This is a genomic window from Clostridium sp. 10cd* (assembly GCF_044336395.1).
Lineage (GTDB): Bacteria > Bacillota_I > Bacilli_A > Erysipelotrichales > Erysipelotrichaceae > Clostridium_AQ > Clostridium_AQ innocuum.
Map to the genome: position 1 here is coordinate 2,947,261 of NZ_CP172347.1, position 20,915 is coordinate 2,968,175.

General features: G+C 46.0%; 17 protein-coding genes. 4 read left to right on the forward strand and 13 right to left on the reverse strand.

Translation table 11 applies throughout. The features are described 5' to 3' along the window. Positions 1–953 precede the first annotated feature (953 nt). The 7 genes from ACG3M1_RS14610 to hrcA form a co-directional block, all read right to left on the reverse strand. Complete coding sequence (locus ACG3M1_RS14610; protein ID WP_009588085.1) at positions 954–1,247, reverse strand: zinc ribbon domain-containing protein; 294 nt, start codon at positions 1,245–1,247, stop codon at positions 954–956. Between the two features lie 5 nt (positions 1,248–1,252). Beyond that, the gene (locus tag ACG3M1_RS14615; RefSeq protein WP_257324534.1) at positions 1,253–2,158 is read right to left on the reverse strand and encodes an RNA-guided endonuclease InsQ/TnpB family protein; all 906 of its coding nucleotides are present in this window, start codon (positions 2,156–2,158) and stop codon (positions 1,253–1,255) included. Positions 2,159–2,591: 433 nt separating this feature from the next. Beyond that, on the reverse strand, positions 2,592–3,707 hold the full coding sequence (gene dnaJ, locus ACG3M1_RS14620) for a molecular chaperone DnaJ (RefSeq protein WP_008817590.1): 1,116 nt from the start codon (positions 3,705–3,707) through the stop codon (positions 2,592–2,594). Between the two features lie 13 nt (positions 3,708–3,720). Beyond that, the gene (locus ACG3M1_RS14625; protein WP_009588362.1) at positions 3,721–4,914 is read right to left on the reverse strand and encodes a polysaccharide deacetylase family protein; all 1,194 of its coding nucleotides are present in this window, start codon (positions 4,912–4,914) and stop codon (positions 3,721–3,723) included. 55 nt (positions 4,915–4,969) lie between these two features. Next, positions 4,970–6,784, reverse strand: coding sequence for a molecular chaperone DnaK (dnaK, locus tag ACG3M1_RS14630; RefSeq protein WP_008817592.1), 1,815 nt, complete (start codon positions 6,782–6,784; stop codon positions 4,970–4,972). 20 nt (positions 6,785–6,804) lie between these two features. Further along, the gene (gene grpE / locus ACG3M1_RS14635) at positions 6,805–7,425 is read right to left on the reverse strand and encodes a nucleotide exchange factor GrpE (RefSeq protein WP_008817593.1); all 621 of its coding nucleotides are present in this window, start codon (positions 7,423–7,425) and stop codon (positions 6,805–6,807) included. Positions 7,426–7,435: 10 nt separating this feature from the next. Continuing rightward, a complete protein-coding gene (hrcA, locus tag ACG3M1_RS14640) occupies positions 7,436–8,452 on the reverse strand; it encodes a heat-inducible transcriptional repressor HrcA (RefSeq protein WP_002610201.1) in 1,017 nt (338 codons plus the stop codon). Between the two features lie 278 nt (positions 8,453–8,730). Here hrcA and pgeF point away from each other — a divergent pair, with 278 nt between their 5' ends. Further along, a complete protein-coding gene (gene pgeF, locus ACG3M1_RS14645; protein WP_395814282.1) occupies positions 8,731–9,492 on the forward strand; it encodes a peptidoglycan editing factor PgeF in 762 nt (253 codons plus the stop codon). Positions 9,493–9,578: 86 nt separating this feature from the next. On the opposite strand, the gene spo0A is transcribed toward pgeF, so the two are convergent. Both spo0A and ACG3M1_RS14655 read right to left on the reverse strand, forming a co-directional pair. Then, positions 9,579–10,358, reverse strand: coding sequence for a sporulation transcription factor Spo0A (spo0A, locus tag ACG3M1_RS14650; protein WP_002610197.1), 780 nt, complete (start codon positions 10,356–10,358; stop codon positions 9,579–9,581). Positions 10,359–10,460: 102 nt separating this feature from the next. Further along, the gene (locus tag ACG3M1_RS14655; RefSeq protein WP_008817596.1) at positions 10,461–11,270 is read right to left on the reverse strand and encodes a MerR family transcriptional regulator; all 810 of its coding nucleotides are present in this window, start codon (positions 11,268–11,270) and stop codon (positions 10,461–10,463) included. Between the two features lie 209 nt (positions 11,271–11,479). Here ACG3M1_RS14655 and ACG3M1_RS14660 point away from each other — a divergent pair, with 209 nt between their 5' ends. Next, positions 11,480–12,964 (forward strand): GntR family transcriptional regulator, encoded by a 1,485-nt coding sequence (locus ACG3M1_RS14660; protein WP_161129064.1) that lies wholly within the window; start codon positions 11,480–11,482, stop codon positions 12,962–12,964. A gap of 457 nt (positions 12,965–13,421) precedes the next feature. Here ACG3M1_RS14660 and ACG3M1_RS14665 read toward each other — a convergent pair whose 3' ends face one another. Then, positions 13,422–14,615, reverse strand: a complete 1,194-nt coding sequence (locus ACG3M1_RS14665) for a cation diffusion facilitator family transporter (RefSeq protein ID WP_008817599.1) — start codon at positions 14,613–14,615, stop codon at positions 13,422–13,424. A 106-nt stretch (positions 14,616–14,721) separates the two neighbouring features. Between ACG3M1_RS14665 and ACG3M1_RS14670 the strand changes: the two genes are divergently transcribed. Both ACG3M1_RS14670 and ACG3M1_RS14675 read left to right on the forward strand, forming a co-directional pair. Beyond that, complete coding sequence (locus ACG3M1_RS14670; protein ID WP_065531708.1) at positions 14,722–15,615, forward strand: hypothetical protein; 894 nt, start codon at positions 14,722–14,724, stop codon at positions 15,613–15,615. Between the two features lie 36 nt (positions 15,616–15,651). After that, positions 15,652–16,509: an NAD(P)-dependent oxidoreductase gene (locus tag ACG3M1_RS14675; protein WP_009271039.1), complete on the forward strand. Its 858-nt coding sequence runs from the start codon at positions 15,652–15,654 to the stop codon at positions 16,507–16,509. Positions 16,510–16,870: 361 nt separating this feature from the next. Here ACG3M1_RS14675 and ACG3M1_RS14680 read toward each other — a convergent pair whose 3' ends face one another. From ACG3M1_RS14680 to ACG3M1_RS14690, 3 genes are read right to left on the reverse strand one after another with little or no spacing between them, the layout of a single operon-like run. Beyond that, positions 16,871–17,548 (reverse strand): transaldolase family protein, encoded by a 678-nt coding sequence (locus ACG3M1_RS14680; RefSeq protein WP_009271041.1) that lies wholly within the window; start codon positions 17,546–17,548, stop codon positions 16,871–16,873. A 22-nt stretch (positions 17,549–17,570) separates the two neighbouring features. Next, a complete protein-coding gene (locus tag ACG3M1_RS14685; RefSeq protein ID WP_395814285.1) occupies positions 17,571–18,515 on the reverse strand; it encodes a glycyl-radical enzyme activating protein in 945 nt (314 codons plus the stop codon). Next, complete coding sequence (locus ACG3M1_RS14690) at positions 18,478–20,823, reverse strand: glycyl radical protein (protein WP_008728764.1); 2,346 nt, start codon at positions 20,821–20,823, stop codon at positions 18,478–18,480. The genes ACG3M1_RS14685 and ACG3M1_RS14690 overlap by 38 nt, the downstream gene beginning before the upstream one ends. Between the last annotated feature and the right edge of the window lie 92 nt (positions 20,824–20,915).

The following is a 20,915-nucleotide window of genomic DNA, read 5'->3' on the forward strand; positions in this document are numbered from 1 at the left end:
TTTTGTGATGAGTAGATCAGGGATATACTGGCACAGGACAGCATGGTGGATACGGCAAGGAATATCATTAACCATGAAGTTGGTCAGCTTGCCATGCAGCAGGTCGTTTTTTAGTAGTCGCAGCAACATTTTGATTACCTCTCATTTCTGTATGTTCAGTATATCGCAGGAATTCTAAAGAAATCCTAAAGTTGGATGAATTATGAGAGAACATGGGTATTATTATACAGGAATGTAGGGATGGATGCTATAAATATGGAAGATGTGATGATTTCAGAGGTTTGTAATTTATGTAAATTTCTGACAGAATAATCAAGCAAGCGGTCTAAAATCAGCATATGTTCAAAAGAAGAGGCAGATACGCTGATTAGGTATCTGCCTTCTTTGCTCTACATGATTTCTGTACATCCTAGTGCTATGGCATTAGTCATTCTATCTCATATTTACCTTCCTCTTCTATTTTCGGGAGTTACTATAATAGATAATTTAGGTAACGCCTTGGTATCAAACTGTTTTTCTTAAATATTTCTACTAGGTTGTTCTCGACTGTGCTACTTTTTTCACCATTCACACCTATTAGCATATAAATATAAGCTTCTGACTGTCTTCTATCTGATTACATATCAGTTCCAGTTAATTAATGTATATTTAACCCCTTCCATCATTTTACATTTATGGATTCAATTAATTTTATATCTTATATAAAGGGTATGCAAAGGCTTATCTCATTCCATTCTACACGTTGCTATTCTACTACAATAGGTTATTACAATCAATGAATTTATGCAAAAAAGTTCGAATTATTAGATTTTTATTTATTTTACAAAGTAATCATTTATCTCAAAACTGTCACGCTCAAAAATGTTAACGATTACAAAGTGAACTACCGCCAGCTAAAGAGCAAGCGGTTTCTAATGAATGCTTGCACATTCATCAAAACTTTTTGTTCGTGTTCAGATACACGTAACTGGTACGTTCACCGTACCTCTACTCCATCGCTCTCGCTTTGGCATACATGGATATACTTTTCGTATGATATTGCTTGCTCCATTGATATCGGCATTCATTAGAATGCCGTTTTTGCTTCTGTACAATCCTCGATTGATTCTTTTTCCTGTGAAGGTATGCGCTACATCGTTTCCATAGACTGGTATTTGATCCTCGTCAATGGAACTAGCCTTCGATTGTATTGCTTCTTCACAGACCACGACTCTGATTCCTGCCGCTTCTCCTTTGTATTTGATCATTTCGATCAGGTATGAAACGGTATCTGCACAAATGTCTGATTGTTCTTCTTCCCCATATGGATACGCTTCTTCCAACCCGCATTATTCCCTACGACGATAACTTCGATTCCTTCCTCCACACATAGATCTATTATTTTTCTTGATGCTTTGTGCAGGATATCCTTTACACGTCGATTTCGCTTTTCGCTGATACGTTTCATTCGTTTTGTTTGATGGATGCCTTTGCTATCCTTCTTTCCAGTTCTTAGCAGTGAGCGATAATGTGCAATCTGTTTGTTATAGAATTGATTGACTGCTTTTATTTCATTTCCTTTTATCAGCACAGGGTGGTGTCCACTCGTAAACGCAATCGCTGTCAGATTATCGACACCAATATCTATGCCGGCTACTCTGGTTGCCTCATGGATTGTAATCGTCGGTTCCTTGATTTCTATCTCGCATACGATTTCAAGCTTGATAGTATCTCCATTGGGAATCAGGCGTACTTCCTTCAGCTTCTGTTCATGCAGATCCATCTTACCAAGATCATATCGATCACGTACACACCCTGCCTGCAGCACTGCCTTGGGAAATTTTACATACCATCCATGCTTGTCTTTTCTCAGTTTGCATATCTGATTGGTAAAGATCAAGGGTTTATAACCGTCTTTATCTGCATATCGAGGGATATGGGGAATTGCTTCATATTTGTCTGGATGTGCTTTGTAATCCGCTAAAGCAGCAAAAAAGCTTTTCCAGTCACGATACAGCATATGCAAAACATTCTGATTTGCCTGTGCAGGAAGAGCACGGTAATCGATCTGGTCACGCAATTTAAAAAAACCATCCAGATGCTGCATGGAAACAAAGCGATGTTCATGATCAATGATGTGGATTGGTGTGCTATGATGCTTTTGACGTATGACATTCAATTCATCAACGACACCATTGAGTTCTTCCAGGACCTGTATCTCATGTGGAAAGCGATCCTCATTTGATTTGATGGAAGCACTGTACGCATTTCTTATATAGAACGAAGCAACGTTGTACAGATTTTTAGCACGATGCGTAAGAGCAGAAAAGCCGGGGGTTTTGCGGGTGATTAGCAGATAGGATACTAGAATATGTACGATATGATTTCATGTTGGAAACCCTCCTTTTGTTGACATCATTATACCACGAACGCAAGAGAAATTTAAGGAAAGCTTCGTGAAAAACAGCAAGAAAACAAGGATGAAAAGAAAGATGGCTGCATTCATCTCCCACCTGTTCATCGGCCACTGAGGTGGGGGTATTCTGCCTGCTTTTTAGATAAACAAAAAAGCGACAGCATTACTGAAATCAGTAACAACTGCCGCAATATTCTTATTTAAAAGCCTTCTTAAACTTATCAAACGGAGACTCATGAGACTTCTTATTGCGAATTTTCTCATACAGCTCCTTTTCATCGCGTGTAATCTTGGTAGGTACCTCCACCTTGACCTCGACATACTGATCACCCTGACCACCGCGGGAAGAGGCAGACTTGACACCCTTTCCTTTTAATCGGAACTGCTGCCCAAACTGTGTACCTGCCGGAATCGTCAGCTCCACATCACCGTAAACGGTCGGAACATCCACCTTACATCCAAGAATCGCATCCACAGCACTAATCGGCACTGTGATACGGATATCATTGCCGTCTCGTACAAACTGCTTGTGACGGCTCACCAGAATCTCGATATACAGATCGCCGTTCGGCCCGCCATTCACACCGCGCTCTCCCTTATTCGGTACACGCACCTGCTGACCAGACTGAATGCCTGCCGGAATCTTGATATCCAGCTTCACACGCTTATGCTCATAGCCCTTGCCATGGCACTTCGGACACTTGTTCACAATCGTCTTACCCGTTCCGTTACAGTCCGGGCACACCGACTGACTCTGGAACACGCCAAACGGCGTTCTCTGCTGAGTCGTTACCGTACCGGTACCATTACAATGCGGACACGATTTAATATCGGACTTGCTCTTCGCACCGCTTCCCATACACTCATCACACTGCTCATCAACCTCAATCGTAACTGTTTCCGTTTTTCCGAAAATAGCATCCATGAACTCGATGCGCATCTGCATGAAGCGGTCATTCCCCTTACGCGGTCCATTGCTTGCACGACGATTTCCACCGCCGCCAAAGCCTCCGCCGAAAAAGGAACCAAAGATATCTCCGAAATCCTCAAAACCGCCAAAGCCTCCGGCACCGCCGCCAAAATTGGCACCATCCATACCTGCATGACCGAATTGATCATATGTCGCTTTCTTCTGCGGATCACTCAGTACCTCATATGCTTCGTTTACTTCCTTGAACGATTCCTCAGCCCCCGGATCCTTATTGACATCCGGGTGATACTTTTTCGCCATCTTCCGATAGGCTCTTTTTATTTCATCATCGCTGGCACCCTTGCTGAGTCCCAGGACCTCATAATAATCTCGTTTGCTCATGTGGATCACCCTCCTAACTTTCCAGACTGTATATGAACTGCTGTATGTCTGCATCTCCGAAAATACGCACTCTCGGCAGCTGCAGCTTATCCATACCGGGTTCTATTTTACCATAATTTGTCGTAAAAGCCATATGCACACCTGCATCTTTCATAATCTGCAGTGCACTGTCTGTAACATCACCATACGGATAACAATACACATTGCCTCCGCCGATGATGGAAAATGACTTTTCTGTATCTGTGACACCCTCATCATGTGCCACACAGCGCAATGCACCGCCATGACCGCCTTCACAGCCGCCGGTATGCATGCCATAGGAATGCGACTGCAGCTCCATGCCGTTTTGCTTCATTTCCTGAAAGCTTTGTGGCAGCTTATCATCCTTCAGATGATTCCCGATCAGAAAGAGCGTTGCACTATCACCATATTTCTTCAGCAGCGGATATGCATATTTATATATGGAAGCTGTCCCATCATCAATCGTAATGGAAACACTGTTCTTCGGCAGCTGTACCTTTCCATCCAGAAAATTCTCCACATCCTGCATGCGCAGCGTCACATAGTTATGCTCCTTCAAATACTTCAGCTGTGCTTCAAAATCATTGACCTCCAGCCAGTTTCCATTTTTCGAGACCTCTCCATTTTCTTTGGAATAGAAATAGTGATACATGAAAACCGGAATCTGTTTTGCAATCGGCTCGCTGGTATTGTCGGCATGCCTTGTAGCTGCTACCGCGTATTTCGGAATATACACAAGGGCATTTCCCAGCTGCACACCATAACGATCCTCATCCTTTACATAAATAGGATAAGATGCCTTCCGTGTTACTTCCGCCAGCTTGTTTCCCGCTTCATTCTGAATAACATAGCTGTCTCTGGTGACGATATTTTCATTAAACGGCAGATACACACTGGCCTTTTTGACACTGTTTTCTTCTGTTTGCTCGGGTACCACATGATCAGTCAGGATGTAGCAGTCATCCGTTTGCAGCCTGAAATACTTTTCCTTCATGTTCTGCGCGCCTTGCTTGTCAAACTTCAGCACTGTCCCCTTAAAGATACGGCCAATCTCTCGGTATTCTCCATCCTTCTTTTCAAACAGCGGTGTTTCCTTTTCGACACGCACCGTTTGTGCATAATGCGAAGAGACATCAACAGCAGCCGTTTGCTCCTGCTTGGGATACATCCAATCGATGGCCAGCATCACACAACATACAAAACCTAGCGCAAGCACTAGGAATTGTAGTCGTTTCGTTTTCTTACTTCTTTTCTTCAAATTCAGCGTCTACAACGTTGTCATCGTTGTTTGCGTTGTTTGCACCTGCTCCTGCATTTGGATCCGCACTCTGCTGCTGGTACATCTGTGCACTAGCTGCCTGTGCAGCCTTTTCCAGTGCCTCCAGTTTTTCCTTTACAGCATCCATGTCATTTTCATCCAGGGATTTCTGCAGATCATCACGCAGCTTCTGTGTTTCTTCCTTCTGCTTCGCATCAATCTTATCACCGTTGTCAGCCAGCATGGAATCAATCTGAGCAATGAAGCCCTCTGCACGGTTACGCAGATCGATTTCTTCCTTGCGTTTTTCATCCTCAGCCTTGTGCTCCTCAGCCTCACGAACCATACGATCGATTTCCTCATCGCTCAGTCCGCTCGTATTCTGAATCGTGATAGACTGTTCCTTACCGGTACCCTTATCCTTTGCGGATACGTGCACGATACCGTTTACGTCAATATCAAAGGTAACTTCAATCTGAGGTACACCACGGCGAGCCGGAGCGATACCATCCAGCTTGAACATACCAAGCTCCTTATTGTCATTTGCCATCGGACGCTCACCCTGCAGAACACGGATATCTACAGCAGGCTGGTTGTCCGCAGCCGTTGAGAACACCTGAGATTTGCTAGTCGGAATGGTTGTGTTACGTGGAATCAGCACAGTCATGACACCACCCATTGTCTCGATACCAAGGCTCAATGGTGTAACATCCAGCAACAGAACATCCTTTACATCACCGGCGATAACACCACCCTGAATAGCGGCACCCATAGCAACGACTTCATCCGGATTTACGGATTTGTTTGGTTCCTTGCCCAGAACGCTCTTAACAGCTTCCTGTACAGCAGGAATACGGGTAGATCCACCGACCAGCAGTACCTGGTGAATATCATTTTTTGTCAGACCGGCATCGCGCAGTGCGTTTCTTACCGGTTCCATTGTACGCTCAACCAGAGATTTTGTCATTTCATCAAATTTTGCACGTGTCAGTGTAGCCTCAAAGTGCAGAGGTCCATCTGCTCCAGCAGAGATAAACGGCAGGGAAATCTGTGTCTGTACAACTCCGCTCAGATCCTTCTTCGCTTTTTCTCCAGCCTCTTTCAGACGCTGCATAGCCATGGTATCCTTGCGCAGGTCAACCCCGTTTTCCTTCTTGAAGGTATCAACCATCCAGTCAACAACAACGTTATCGAAGTCATCTCCACCTAATTTTGTATCACCGTTTGTGGACAGTACCTCAAAGGTTCCATCCGCAAGCTCCAGGATAGATACGTCAAACGTACCTCCACCTAAGTCATATACCAGAACCTTCTGTTCTTTTTCAGTTTTATCAATACCGTAAGCCAGAGCTGCAGCTGTCGGCTCATTGATGATACGCTCTACTTCCAGACCGGCGATTTTCCCTGCATCCTTGGTAGCCTGACGCTGGGAATCGTTGAAGTATGCAGGTACGGTGATAACTGCTTTCTCAATCTTTTCTCCAAGATAATCCTCGGCATAGGATTTCAGATACTGCAGAATCATCGCGCTGACTTCCTGCGGTGTATACTGCTTGCCTTCCAGTTCAACCTTTTCATTTGTACCCATCAGACGCTTGATTGAGCTGATGGTGTTCTTGTTTGTAACAACCTGACGCTTTGCGGCATCACCGACAATACGTTCACCGTTCTTGTATGCGACAACAGATGGTGTTGTACGGTTTCCTTCCGGATTTGTGATGACCTTGCATTCACCACCGTCCATAACGGACACACAGCTGTTTGTTGTTCCTAAGTCAATACCAATAATTTTACTCATAATCGTTATCCTCCTTTTATCTATTCGCTAACCTTTACAAGTGTTGCACGTAATACACGATCCTTCAGCATATATCCCTTTTGCAGGACCTCGATGACCATACCGCTTTCCACGCCATCCTTGGCCTCCTGCATCAGGGCCTGATGGAAGTTTGGATCAAACGGCTTGTCCAGCGCTTCGATTTCCTTTACACCCTCCTGATTCAGGATGTGTACCAGCTGCTGGTAAATCATCTCAAAGCCCTTGGCGTAGTTTTTGACATTCTGATCATCGACCTTGACATCCAGCGCACGCTCCAGGTTATCCAGAACCGGCAGGATTTCCATCGCAAAGCTTTGAATGCGGTACTTGCGCACATTGTCGCTTTCACTCTGCAGACGCTTCTTCAGATTTTCTGTATCTGCATACGCCTTGAAGTAGGCATTCTTGTTTGCTGCCGCCTCTTCCTTCAGCTTTACGATTTCTTCTTCCAGTTCCTCGATTTTTTTCTTCTTACCGAATTTTGCGGATTTCTTATCTTCCTTTTCCGCTTCCTTCGCATCCTTTTTCTCTGCCTTGGCAGCATCCTGCTCTGTCTTTGCTTCTTCGCTTTGCTCGGCAGCCTTTGCTTCCTCGTTTACAACTTCTTTTTCTTCCTGCATGATGACCTCCTTATCGATTTTCACTTCTGTATAAATCTTCGATTACTTTGCTCATATATTCCATAAGGGCAACGACACGGCTGTACTGCATGCGGGTAGGTCCCACGATCATCAGTTCCCCTTCTTCATCCTCGTTCAGCTTGAACTTGCTGGATACCACGGCAACATTATTGACCTGAATCAGTTCATTGTCACCGCCGATTTCAATGGCGACATCACCCTCGTGATTGGCCAGCTGGCGAAACAGACTGCTGTCCTCCAGCATCTTCATAAGCTCCTTCAGCTTTTCGATATCTGCGAATTCCGGCTGATACAGCATATTGCTCTGTCCGCTGCAGTATACATGGTCGGTTGCAAACCGCATGAATGCATTAACGAAGGCTTCAAACAGCACCTCGTGACGGGCAATATGGCTGGCCAGCAGCGGCTCAATCTGCTGCATGCGCTCCACCACCTCATTGATCGGTGTGCCGCTCAGCTTGTCATTGAGCAGATTACAGCAGGTTTTGATATCCTCAACGCTCACGGCCGTATTGAAGTGAAATGTCTTATTTTCCGTATGCCCGTGATCGGTGATGAAGACTGCAACCGCACTGGTGTCACTGAGTGGAAACAGCTGTATGTGCTGCAGTGTCTGGTAACGGCTTTCCGGCCCCAGCACCACGGAAGTCAGCGAGGTCATCTGAGATAGAATATCACAGCTTTTCTTAACGATTTCATCCATTGAATAATGACGCTCCTGAAATACAGCCTGCAGAGAATGCTTGACTCCATCATCCAGTTCACGCTCCATCAGATTTTCAACATAGAACCGATAACCGCGACTGCTTGGTATACGACCGCTGGAGGTATGTGTTTTCTCCAGCAGACCCAGATCCTCCAGTGCAGCCATCTCATTGCGAATGGTGGCACTGGAACAGTTGAAATCCAGCAGGTCCATCAGTTTCTTGGAACCGACAGGCTCGGCAGTCCGGGTGAACTCATCTACTATCGTTTTAAAGATCGCCGTCTGGCGTTTTGTAAGCATATGGTTCACTCCTTTCTAGCACTCAACCTCTATGTCTGCTAATAGTATATTCCAATATTTTAGCACTGTCAACACTTTAGTGCTAAAATCCATAAAAATTGTTATCAGTTTCTGGAAATATTAGGAAAGTGCTCTGTTTTGCCCAGCGTTGGAAAAATGCATATATTCACGCAAATGGATTGCCAAGAGCCGCAGCTTGCTATATACTTTTCCCAGGGCAAACCCGGATACTCACACATATACTATAAATATATAAGAAAGAAAGAAGGAATGATCATATGAATTATATACAATGGAACTACGAGGATGATTTGCTTGCAGGTACGACGCTGCGCGATTCATCCCTGCCGGAAAACAACAATATGGCACTGCACGCCTGTTTACGGAAAGAGGATGTTTTAAATAATCGTGATACTCTGTCAAAAGCACTCCATATAGCATCGTCACAGTGGACCTTTGCTATGCAGACGCACTCCGATCATATCCATGAGGTAACCGCCGCAGATGCCGGCAGAGGCTATCGTGTTTATGAGGAGGGGATTGCGGATTGTGATGCCCTTTACACAAAGGAAAGAAACATCGCAATCGGTGTCTTTCATGCAGATTGCGTGCCGGTACTTCTATATGACCCCTTTACCGGTATCATTGCCGCTATTCACAGTGGCTGGCAGGGAACCGTGCAGGAAATCACACGCAAAACCGTGACCCTGCTCATGCAGAAGGAGCATGTCGATCCTGCTCACCTGATGGCTTATATCGGTCCGGCTATCGCATATCGCAGCTTTGAAATCCAGCAGGATGTCATTGACCGCATCCGGGCAATGAGCTTTGACACCCATGACTATCTGACAATGCTGCCAAACGGCAGGGCAATCGCAGACAACAAAGGGCTGAATATGCAGATGCTGCTGAATCTCGGTGTTGAACGCGATCATATCACAGTGAATCCAAACGATACCTTTCTGAAAAACGATGCTTTTTTCAGCTATCGAAGAGAGCCTGCATGCGGAAGACACCTCAGCTTCATTCTACGCAAATAAATCCAAATAAAAAGGCGGAGTATTCTGATCATTTGAATAGTTGACCATTCCGCCTTTTTTTATTTCCGGATGCATTATGTGCATGTTCAGACACGTGTTTCCTCCATATGGATTTTGTCAGACAGCATTGCAATGAATTCGGAATTTGTAGGTTTGCTTCGTTCCATGGAAATCGTATAGCCGAAAATCTTATGTATCACATGTGCATTTCCGCGATTCCAGGCCACTTCGATTGCATGCCGTATACCACGCTCCACTCGGGAGGGTGTTGTCTGAAACTCCAGCGCAATCTTCGGATATAATGTTTTGGTAACCTTACCAAGCAGATCCATATCACGGTAGGTCTGCATAATTGCACAGCGTAGATACTGATACCCTTTCAGGTTTGCAGGAACTCCAAGCTCGTGCAGCAGCTCGGTGATCGTTCCCTCCAGATGCTGGTTCTGACTGCGTCCCAGCTTTTTCTGCAGTTCCTCATTCAATGAATAATCCGGCTGATAATTCCTGATGAAATGAATCTTGCGAATCAGATCAGGAATCTCATAGGGCTTCATCATGATGTAGTCGACACAATAGCGGTTGAACTCAGAAAGAATCATTTCACTGAGATATGAGGATATGCAGATAATATGATCCACCTGCAGCCTTCTGCTGCGTATTTCCTCTAATACATAAAACCCATCTTTCTTTGGCAGGATCATGTCCAACACCAGAACATGTACATGTTTCCCCTCCAGCTGTCGGATACATTCCTCACCATCGCTTGTCATTCCGGCCAGTTCAAATTCCTCAACGGAAGAAATGGCCCTTTCTAAAGCAGATAACTGATTTCTATTCTCATCTACTAAAAAAATCAAGCTCTTCATCTTTCATTCCTCCAACTACCTAGGCAGGAACCATCATAAACCCTAAAGTATTTTTAGAGTCAAGTATTTATTAAAAATATTTAAGAAAAACATTAAATTATTTTATATCACTCTCTTGTAAGGGACCCATATCATATGGCGCATCTGATAATGATGATTCTCGCAGGCACTGTACAAGACCTGAGACAGGATATCCCCGTCAAGCATCAGGTGTTGTGCCTCCATAAACTGCAGCAGCTTTTCCTTTTCCTGCAGAATCGTATGCTGGGCATCCGCTTCAAAGCAGTAGGCAAGAGCCGGACATTCGGCATACTGTCTTACCACATCATTTATCCGAATACCGATGAAATCCCCAATCGTCTCGTACATACAAAAGCCGTAATCAAAGTGCTCCTGTCCGCTGATAAAATCCTTGGCACAGATTCGTGCACTCAGAAACTGAAGCTCGCTGCTTTTCGACCACATCCTGAGCTCCTCATTCAGGGATGCATCATCCGCTAAAATCACATCATCCTGCATATAGGAAATGCGATACAGGGCAGGTCTTGTTACAAACTGTATGGCATGCTGTGCACGTTCTGCCAGCGCAATGCATTCCAAAGAAAGATGAATGCTGTGAAGACGAAGACTCATCGACACACTTTCCTGCAGCAGCTCCTTCTCCTTTTGTTCCATCAGCTCAAGAAACATATCATTTCCCCTGCTTTCAAACAAATCCATCAGCTCATACAGTGTAAAGCCAAGCTTCTGATACTTCTGCATATTCAGAAGATGGTTGATTTGTGAAGCATCGAAATAACGGTAATTGGATACACTGTCCTTATGCGGCACGATGAGCCCTTTACGTTCGTAGTACCGCAAAGCTTCCGTGCTGAGACCCAGCAGTCTGGCAGCCTCTCCGATTTTGTACATAAAAAAAACTCCTCCCTTTTCCATTCTTCACAAACAATACTCTTTCCAAATCTGCATACGTATGCATATAGGTCTTTTCTATTTTAGTATACTTTTGTGCTGCGTGCAACCTTATTACCGTCTTATTTTAGATTTTATGGAAAGAACGGATTGCTTCTGTATAAATTTCCATGCTATACTAGGATTAACATTTCCCTGGAGGATCCATTTTGAAAGGACAAACATTCTACAGCAGTCTCTACGATTCGCTTACATCCTTGATCATAACGAGGCGGCTTCCCTATGGGAGCCGTCTTCCATCCGCTAAACAGCTGTGCAGCACATATCAGGTAGGAATACGTACCGTACAGGACGTCCTGCGCGATATGCGGGATGCCGGCTATATTTCTTTAGAGGCACGCAAGCGTGCACAGGTGATCTGGCAGCCCTCACAGGCGCACGATGAGCAGACGGATTTCTATATTCTGCATACACACCGGCAGATGATTGACGTTTTGGAAAGCATGCGTCTGTGCCTGCCTCCCCTCTGCAGCGGGTTGTGCGATTTACTGCAGGAAAAGGATATCCGCCATTTATATAAAATGCTGTCGACGCTGGAGGATAATAAAAATCTGGAAAAACGCCGACTGCTGATCCGGGATTTTAATGTGTATCTGCTGCAGCGTTATCATAATGATATGATTCTCGATTTGTATCTGACGACCTTTTCCTATATTGAATATCCCCTGTTGTATCATACAGATCTGTTTTCCTCCTATCATGGCACTCTGAAGCACGATTATGAGCAGCTGCTTGCCGCCTATACAGATAAAAACCGCCGCTTTGTATATGATTTTTATGATCACACGATCTGCTACACCATACAGCGCATCCGTGAGCACGCAGCGCAGATACAGCTTTGCGGCAACCACTGTATACCGGAAGCAGCCCCCTTTTTCTGGCAGCCGAAGCATTCTCATGATTATGTTTACACACTTGTCTTCCGGGATATTATTCGCAGCATCGCCTGCAAAACCTATGCCGATCAGCAGCTGCTGCCGCCCATAGAGCAGCTGTCCAGAACCTATCAGGTATCCTACGCAACGATTCGCAAGGTTTTGAAGCAGCTGAATGATATCGGGCTCGCAAAGACCTATAACGGACTGGGGACCCTTATTCAGCTGAATAAGGGGGTTGCACATGCACATCTGGAGGACAGTACAATGATACGTGACGCCGTAAAATTCATCGGGGCTGTACAGTTTATCACCATCACGATCGGCCGCTGCTGCCTGGAATATTTCGACCAGCTGCTCGTGCTTGCCCCTGTTATGGAGGAGCGGATTAAAAAACGGCATTATGATGGCGTCGGTTTCCTTGATGCCCTGCTGGTGATCCTTCCCAAGGCCAATCTGAAACAGATTCTGCAGGAGTTTCGCAGCATTTTGTCATGGGGCTTTTATTTCACACTGCTGCAGCTGGATGAACAACTGGTCGATCTATATTACAAGCGCTGTGAGGAAGCGGTTGGCTTTCTGGTGAAACGGGATGCCGCCGGCTATTGCCGCTGTATACAGCAGGTCTACATGCAGCTGTTCCATATCATCATCCATTGTGCCAAACGCATCGGCATCCGTCAATGTGATGCCATTCAGCTGCCCGATATCGATTCCCTTCCTCTGCAGGAAACAAAGAATGTCTGCGCTAACCCTTGACTCCTGATGAAAAGACGGCTGCTTTCTGCAATAAGAATGGTAGCGTGCGATTCTCACACCATGTCGGTATGACTGAATGCTGCAGCTTCGTAGGAAAACAGATATGGAAGGAAGTGCTTTCCGTCAGGGAAAGCTTTATCGGCAACTCTTTTCCATGGTGACCATATGCGCTTGTGGATAACCGCCTGTACAGAAAAATAACATCGGATTATAAAAAACCTGCAAAACCATATCCACGGGTTTTCTGTGCAGATTACCGGCACTTTCCTATCAGGGATTTCCTGCTATGGGTATGCAGGCATAGACAAATTCCTTTATTGACTGGCTCAACAGGAATACATCAAAATCCTCCGGAGTCCGGTGGATATTTTCTATATTCTATTGAATGCGCCTATAAGCTGTCCTGCTTCCCTGCTGTATCTGTATCAGGATAGAAAAGGATTTCTTGTTGCAGATTTCAGGCAGATTCCTGTGAATGGTGGGTCGTATAGGCACGATCAAAGGTAACAACCAGATAGTAATGATCGCCCTTACGCTCCCGGATCCGCTGTGCAAGGGCATCCAGAATCTGCTGATTACTCATCTTAATATGGAAGGGCACGACAACATCGAAAATCATATTCGTATGGGTTTCTCCCGGAACGATACGGAAATCGTGCATGCTCAGGTCTTCATCAATTTCCTTTACGATTGCTGCTGTCAGTGTTCGCAGCTCGTTGGTCAGCGGATCGTCAATATTGATGGGATCCATGTGGATAACCATCTCCAGTCCCATATTCTCCTGAAAGTCGCGTTCGATATTATCGATCATATCATGAGATTTCAGTACATCTTCCTTATAATCCACCTCCACATGCACAGATGCAAAGGTACGGTGCGCACCATAATCGTGGATCATGAGATCATGCATACCCAGCACTCCATCATAGCTGTTAATCTTATCTTGAATCTGTTTCACCAGATCCTCATCCGGAGCCTGTCCCAGCAGCTCATCCAGCGCCGATTTAATGATGCCTCCACCTGCCATCAAAATAAAGATGGCAACAACAACCCCCATATAGCCGTCCAGATTAAAATGAATAATAGGAGAGAGCACTGTGGAAACAAGAACAGCTCCCGTCGCCATAACATCACTGATGGAATCTGCAGCAGTCGCCTCCATTATACTGGACTTCAAAAGCCTCCCGTATTTCTTATTATAGCTGTACATCCACAGCTTTACGGAAATGGAAAACAGAAGAATAATCACACTCAACCAGCTGAAGGACACTGCCTCCGGTTGAAGAATCTTATGAAAGCTGGTGCGGATCAGCTCAAAGCCAAGCAGCAGGATGGCTACAGCAACGATCATTGATGCAATACATTCGTAGCGCGCATGACCAAAGGGATGCTTTTCATCTGCCGGCTTGCTTGACAGCTTAAAGCTGAGCAGGGAAATCACAGAGCTTCCGGCATCGGAAAGGTTGTTGACAGCGTCTGCCGTTATGGACACACTGCGTGCCAGGGTACCGGCCAGAAATTTAAACAGAAACAAAATCACATTGTTTGCAATCCCCACCGTGCTTGTAAGGTTTCCATATGCCTTTCGCACAGCAGGATCTTCCAGCTCGTTATAGTTGTGTATCATTTTTTTCGCAAGATAATTTATCATTATATCACCCACTTCTTTTATGAATATCTAGTTTAACACATTTCACCAAAATGGGAAAGATTTACATGAAAGTTTTCGTTTCATCATATAGTATATCGGTGATAACATGAAAAAATTCACGGGCTTTCTGCTGTTTGGTCTTCTCTTATTGACACTTGGCTTTGGAACCCTGACGCTGCAAAGTGCACAAAACGCACTTTCCATCTGGTTTGAAAAGCTGGTTCCCTCCATGTTTTTATCTATGGTTCTGGTTCGTCTCCTCTATAAGGAGCATGCGTTTGACCATCTTCCCTCTCTAGGTCTGCCTGCTTTGCTGGGGATGGATCAGGGGGCATGGAATCTGGTTTTATGCACGATGTTCCTTGGCTTTCCCACCGGCTCTGTCTTTGTGGATGAAGCCGTACGGGATGGTGTCCTTTCCCGGCAGGATGCAGCACGCCTGCTGTATTGCTGCTGTTTTCCTACACCGGGCTTTGTCATTATCTCCTGTGGTATCGTCTTTTTCAAATCTCTGCACATCGGCATGCTGCTGTTTGCTTTGCAGCTGCTCAGCGGTCTGCTGTTGCTGCTGTTCACCCGCAGACACACGATTCATACCTTTCCTGCAGCTGTTGCTTCCTCACAATCCTTTATGCGGAATCTTAGCAGTGCAGTTACGGAAAGTGGAATTTCTCTCTATATGATCGGGGGATATCTGATGCTTTTTATGAGTGTTACCGCTGTGCTGTTTTCCTTTCTTCCGGAATTTCCTGCGCTTATCATACGCAGTCTTGCGGAGTTTTCCAGCGGCATCGTTTTGATCAACGTCACACCGTTTTCCACTATGCAGAGATTACTCCTTACCAGCTTTCTGCTTGGGTTTGCAGGCTTCTGTGTACATATGCAGATCATGAGTATGGTGGAACAGGTTCCTCTGCGTTATCCCGTCTTTCTGCTTTACCGGATTCTGCAGGGAATGATTTCTGTCCTTCTGCTGATCCTTTGCGTGCAGTTTCTATAATCTTCCTGTATAATAATACAAAAGGAAGGTGATCATATGAAGATTGCATGGATTGGCTGCGGCGTGATGGGGACCAGCATGCTGCTGAACCTGAAAAAGGGCGGTCATACGGTGAGTGCCTATAACCGCACCTATGAGAAGGCCGCTCCCCTGCTCGAGCAGGGAATCCGGGTGGAGCGTACCATTCGGGATTGTGTAAGTGATGCGGATGTTGTCTGTACCATGGTCGGTTACCCAAAGGATGTGGAAGAAATCTATGAGGGGGATGACGGTATCTTTGCACATGCCAAAGCGCATGCCGTACTGATTGATTTTACAACCTCTTCGCCCGCGCTGGCAAAAAAGCTGTACACAGCAGCAAAGGCAAAGGGATATGCCATGCTGGACGCTCCGGTATCCGGTGGTGACAGCGGGGCAAAAGCCGCATCCCTGTCTATTATGACTGGCGGGGATGAAGAAGTGTTCGAACAAATGCGTCCGCTATTCTCCCTATTGGGGACGGGAATTCAGTATATGGGAGAAGCAGGGAGTGGTCAGCATACAAAGGCCTGCAATCAGATTGCCGTGGCAGGCGCTGTGGCAGCGATGAGTGAAGCACTGGTATATGCAAGAGCGGTCGGACTGGATGAGCAGAAGATGCTTACCGCTATCGCCAAAGGAGCTGCAGGCAGCTGGCAAATCGACAATACCGCACCGCGTGTTCTCGCAAACGACTTCGCTCCCGGCTTTTATATCAAGCATTTTATTAAGGATATGCACATTGTTCAGCAGGAGATGGAGCAGCAGGACGTCCATCTGGATATGCTGGAGGCTGTCTGCAATATGTACGAAGCACTGGCAGGCATAGGAGAGGAAAACAACGGTACACAGGCACTGGTGCATTATTATAAATAAATATGAGATGCTGTGACAATTTGGCTAGAATCCTGACGTCACAGCTTTCTATAATATCACGTTTATCGAACATTTACTCAATCAGACTTAAGCTGAAACAGAGTTTCTAAAAATGTATATTGTGCTTACGCATTTTTATGGCTATGTCAAAAATTTTCTGGAATTTGTAATGGCATACATGACTGTAATGCGCTATTCACCGGATGCCATGGAGCAATGTAAGCAATCGATCTGCATCCTATTCATATTTATCCGTGCTTTTGAGGTATGGCAAAAAAAACACGCTTACTCTCTGTTTGAGTGCGTGTTTTTTTATTATCTATGCTAATCAGTTGTGCAGCACCCTTCAGATGGGCGCCTTTTAGATGTTCAGCATGGTGTTGCCCTCACCACACAGCTCCTCGAAATCTCTGGTGAACGCATCCACTGCCAGAACGGCGGCATCGACCTTAATCAGACCTTCGATCACATCCGGAGCAATCGTACTTGCACCAAGACCATACTTGGCAAGCTCCAGTACCTGCTGTGAATTTTTGAAGCTGGCCGCAATCACCTCGGTCTTTAAACCGGCATGCTTCAGCATATCGTGGATATCCTTGGCAACCTGTACGCCATTATAGCCCAGATTATCAATACGGTTTACATACGGTGCCACATAGGCAGCCCCTGCCATACCGGCAAGATAGCCCTGCATCTGGTTATAGATTGCCGTTCCGGTGATGTTTGCACCCTCTGCATGCAGCAGCTTCATCGCCTTCAGACCTTCCCTGACTACCGGAATCTTGATATAGGTGTTCTTTCCCAGCACCTCCTGAATTTTATGGGCTTCCACAACCATATCCTCAGCTTTCGCACTTACGACCTGTACATGCAGATCGCCGTCCGCACCGATAAATTCACGAATTTCCTTCAATACATCGTATGGATTTCTTCCTGTTTTTTTCAGGATTGTCGGATTGCATGTAACTCCCGTAATCGGAAAATACTCGTAAGCCTTTTTGATTTCCTGAATGTCTGCGTTGTCAATTAAAATTTTCATCTCTATGTCCTCCCTGATTTTTTTATTCTATAATCAAATTGCGGATACCCTGATCCCTTGCAATCCGATAGAATGACTCCATTGCTTCCTTTGTATATAGCTTCGGATTCTCGTCAAAACAATATTCCATATCCAGATAATCATACTTCGCCTTTGCCAGCGGATTATAATTCAGCAGTTCATAACGCACACCTTTATAGCATTGCTGCAGAAACTGTGCTATGGCCGTAATATTTTCACTGCGTGCCGTCATTTCCGGAATCAGCGGTGTGCGGATGATCACACGATCACGAAGCTCCTCAGTGCACAGCAGATAGCGGATATTTTCCAGAATCTGTGCATTCTCCACTCCAGTATAGGCTTTATGCACCGCACGGTCAAATATTTTCAAATCCGCATAAATATGATCCAGATAGGGCAGCAGCTGCCGCAGCGTATCCTGCGGTGCATACAGGGATGTTTCTATCGTTGTATGTATCCCCTCTGCCTTACATGCCTTTAGAATTTCCAGTGCGAAGTCCGCCTGCAGCAGTGGCTCACCTCCGGATAGGGTAACCCCTCCGCCATAGCGGAAAAACGCACGGTCTTTTTTTACTTCCCGCAGGATATCCGAAACATCATAGCAGGACGCATCATAGCGCAGCGCACCTGTCGGACAGATATCAATCAGACCTTCCCAGTCCTCAACAGCATCCCGCACAAGCTTTATTCGCCCATCCTGCATAGAAACACCGCCATGGATGGCTGCTGCCGCACAGCTTCCACAATGCATACATTTCGTTTCCATATAGAGAAGCTGCAAAACCGGATGCAGTCCCTCTGGATTCTGGCACCATGCGCAGCGCAGCGGGCAGCCCTTGAGAAAAATCGTTGTCCGGATTCCTTCTCCATCATGCGTAGCGAAGCGCTTGATGTCAAACACATAGCCGCTAGATGCCTTCATAGCTCGTTCTGGCAATGATTTCATTTTGCAGCTCCTGTGCCAGCTCCACAAAATATGCCGTATAGCCGGCAACGCGCACGGTTAAGGATGCATACTGCTCGGGATGCTTCTGAGCAGCCAGCAGATCCTCTTTACGCACAACATTAAACTGGATATGCGGTATTCTCAAATCGACGAAGGTTCGTAAGAAACCGGCAAACTTATCAATGCCCTGCTCATTCTGAAAAAATTCCGGCAGAAATTTCATATTCAGAAGACCGCCGTTGGTCGTGCAGTCACAGGACAGACGGGATACCGATTTCAAAACGGCAGTAGGCCCATGCAAATCTCTTCCATATACTGCAGACATACCGCCATCCGCAAGCGGTGTACCGGCCAGTCTGCCATCTGCACTCGCACCGACATGCTCTCCCATCGGCACATGGGCGCTTACGGTATACATACCGGTATGATATGGTCCCTTGCGGTAATTGGTAAAGGAGCGCAGCTTATCACGGAATGCCGATGCCCACTTCGCCCCCAGCATATCCACCCATTCCACATCGTTGCCATACTTGTCCACCTTGTTCAAAAGACGCTGCCGCAGCATTTCATCCTGTGCAAAATTATGCTCCAGTGCATACTGCAGAGCTTCTCCTGTTACGCTTTTCCTATCATAGACCAGAGCCTTGATCGCCGCCAGAGAATCGGCCAGATTGGCAACCTGGATCATCTGTATACCGCTCAGATTATAATGAGCACCTCCACGTGTCACATCCATTCCCTGTTCCATGCAGTCATCGATAACGCTGGATAAAAACGGTGAGGGAAGGATGTCAATATGCGCCTTTTCCACCTCTTCACAGGCCGGAATCATGCGCTGCAGAAAATGATCAATCATGGCATCAAATGCACTTTCCAGCTCCTCATAGCTTTCATACGTATCCAGACCGCCCAGATCCGGCCCCAGCTGCTGATTGGTAAGCAGACATCTGCCATGATGCAGCGTCAGCTCCAGCACCTTGTTCAGATTGAACATTGCAGCATCGCTCCAGCCCAGATTATTCCCCTGCGTCGTCAGCTCAACACAGCCGACAATGGCATAATCCATTGCATCCTGATGGGAAATCCCCAGCTTCTCCAGTTCAGCTATAATTGCTTCATCATTGAAAAACTGCGGCATACCGCTTCCCTTTGCCACGACGCGAACAGCCTTCTTTAAAAGAGCATCCCCTGTTCCCCTGTGCAGGCGCACAGACAGATTGGGCTGCGGCAGGCCGATGTGCTCCTGTGCCAGCAAAAACAGAAAGCTCAGCTCATTGCATACATCCTCACCATGGACATCCTGTCCGCCGACAGCGATATTGAAGCCGATTGGAAAGCCGGCAAAGTACTTTGCGCTGTTTTTATTACGCAGATAGACGATCTGATTGAATTTCAGCCACAGGCATTCAATGATATCCAGCGCTCTTTGCGCATCCAGACGTCCAAGCTCCCTGTCCTTGCGATAATACGGATACAGTATTTCATCCAGACGTCCGGGAGAGAAGCTGGAGGCATTGCTTTCCATATGCAGGACGACAAACAGAATCCACATGGACTGTACCGCCTCATGAAACGTTTCAGCCGGCCGTTTGGACAGCGCCTTACAGATTTCTGCCGTCTCTATCATATCCTGCTTCCAGTCCGGATGCTGCTTTGCTTCCTTTTGCAATTCATCATGATACCGCATCAGAAAGCGGCATACACCATCCATCACAAGAAGAATGCTTTCATAGAAGGGTCTTTGCTCCTCCTTACAGTCCAGCAGGTGCTGCTGTGCCTCCTCTTTCAAGCCGGCCGGTCCCTTTTCCAGCCATTCACGGACATTGGGGCAGATATGTCCCTGTGCATGATCCTTCTGATTGATTTTTACAACCGTTGACAGGGCACTGATTTCTTTTCCATAACGCTTTTTCAGCACATCCTCCAATGATTTCCCCTTCCAGTACGGTTTGATGACCTCGCGAAATGTCTGCACATCCTCAGGACGTACAAGAAACTTATCCTGCGGACGTGTCGGCAGCGTCTCCAGCTCCTGATCCACCCAGGAAATACCGCTTTCTGGAAATACCACCCCATAGCGTACCCCCTTTGTCCGGTTTCCTACAATCAGCTCCTGTGGCTCGATTCCGATTTCCAGCTCGCACAGAGCATCATGGAGTGCATATGCACGTTTTAAAATGACCGGCTCCTCTTCATGCCTCTGGTAGGCTCTGGTAATGATCATCGCCTGTTCCATACTCACATAACGCGGCTGGGACAGCATACGTTCCTTTAGAAGATCGATTCGAGCAGTTTTTTTCAGTTCCATGGCAGATACCTCCGTTTACATCTTCATTATAATATGCTTTTACCGGTTGTCAACACTTTTATTATTATTTCTTATTACTTTTTATCAAACAA

Bases quoted from the DNA above. Each gene is read 5' to 3' on its own strand.
- ACG3M1_RS14610 (WP_009588085.1), bottom strand. From the start codon at position 1,247: ATGATCAAATACAAAGGAGAAGCGGCAGGAATCAGAGTCGTGGTCTGT.
- dnaJ (WP_008817590.1), bottom strand. From the start codon at position 3,707: ATGAGCAAACGAGATTATTATGAGGTCCTGGGACTCAGCAAGGGTGCC.
- ACG3M1_RS14625 (WP_009588362.1), bottom strand. From the start codon at position 4,914: ATGCTGGCCATCGATTGGATGTATCCCAAGCAGGAGCAAACGGCTGCT.
- dnaK (WP_008817592.1), bottom strand. From the start codon at position 6,784: ATGAGTAAAATTATTGGTATTGACTTAGGAACAACAAACAGCTGTGTG.
- grpE (WP_008817593.1), bottom strand. From the start codon at position 7,425: ATGCAGGAAGAAAAAGAAGTTGTAAACGAGGAAGCAAAGGCTGCCGAG.
- hrcA (WP_002610201.1), bottom strand. From the start codon at position 8,452: ATGCTTACAAAACGCCAGACGGCGATCTTTAAAACGATAGTAGATGAG.
- pgeF (WP_395814282.1), top strand. From the start codon at position 8,731: ATGAATTATATACAATGGAACTACGAGGATGATTTGCTTGCAGGTACG.
- spo0A (WP_002610197.1), bottom strand. From the start codon at position 10,358: ATGAAGAGCTTGATTTTTTTAGTAGATGAGAATAGAAATCAGTTATCT.
- ACG3M1_RS14655 (WP_008817596.1), bottom strand. From the start codon at position 11,270: ATGTACAAAATCGGAGAGGCTGCCAGACTGCTGGGTCTCAGCACGGAA.
- ACG3M1_RS14665 (WP_008817599.1), bottom strand. From the start codon at position 14,615: ATGATAAATTATCTTGCGAAAAAAATGATACACAACTATAACGAGCTG.
- ACG3M1_RS14670 (WP_065531708.1), top strand. From the start codon at position 14,722: ATGAAAAAATTCACGGGCTTTCTGCTGTTTGGTCTTCTCTTATTGACA.
- ACG3M1_RS14675 (WP_009271039.1), top strand. From the start codon at position 15,652: ATGAAGATTGCATGGATTGGCTGCGGCGTGATGGGGACCAGCATGCTG.
- ACG3M1_RS14680 (WP_009271041.1), bottom strand. From the start codon at position 17,548: ATGAAAATTTTAATTGACAACGCAGACATTCAGGAAATCAAAAAGGCT.
- ACG3M1_RS14685 (WP_395814285.1), bottom strand. From the start codon at position 18,515: ATGAAATCATTGCCAGAACGAGCTATGAAGGCATCTAGCGGCTATGTG.
- ACG3M1_RS14690 (WP_008728764.1), bottom strand. From the start codon at position 20,823: ATGGAACTGAAAAAAACTGCTCGAATCGATCTTCTAAAGGAACGTATG.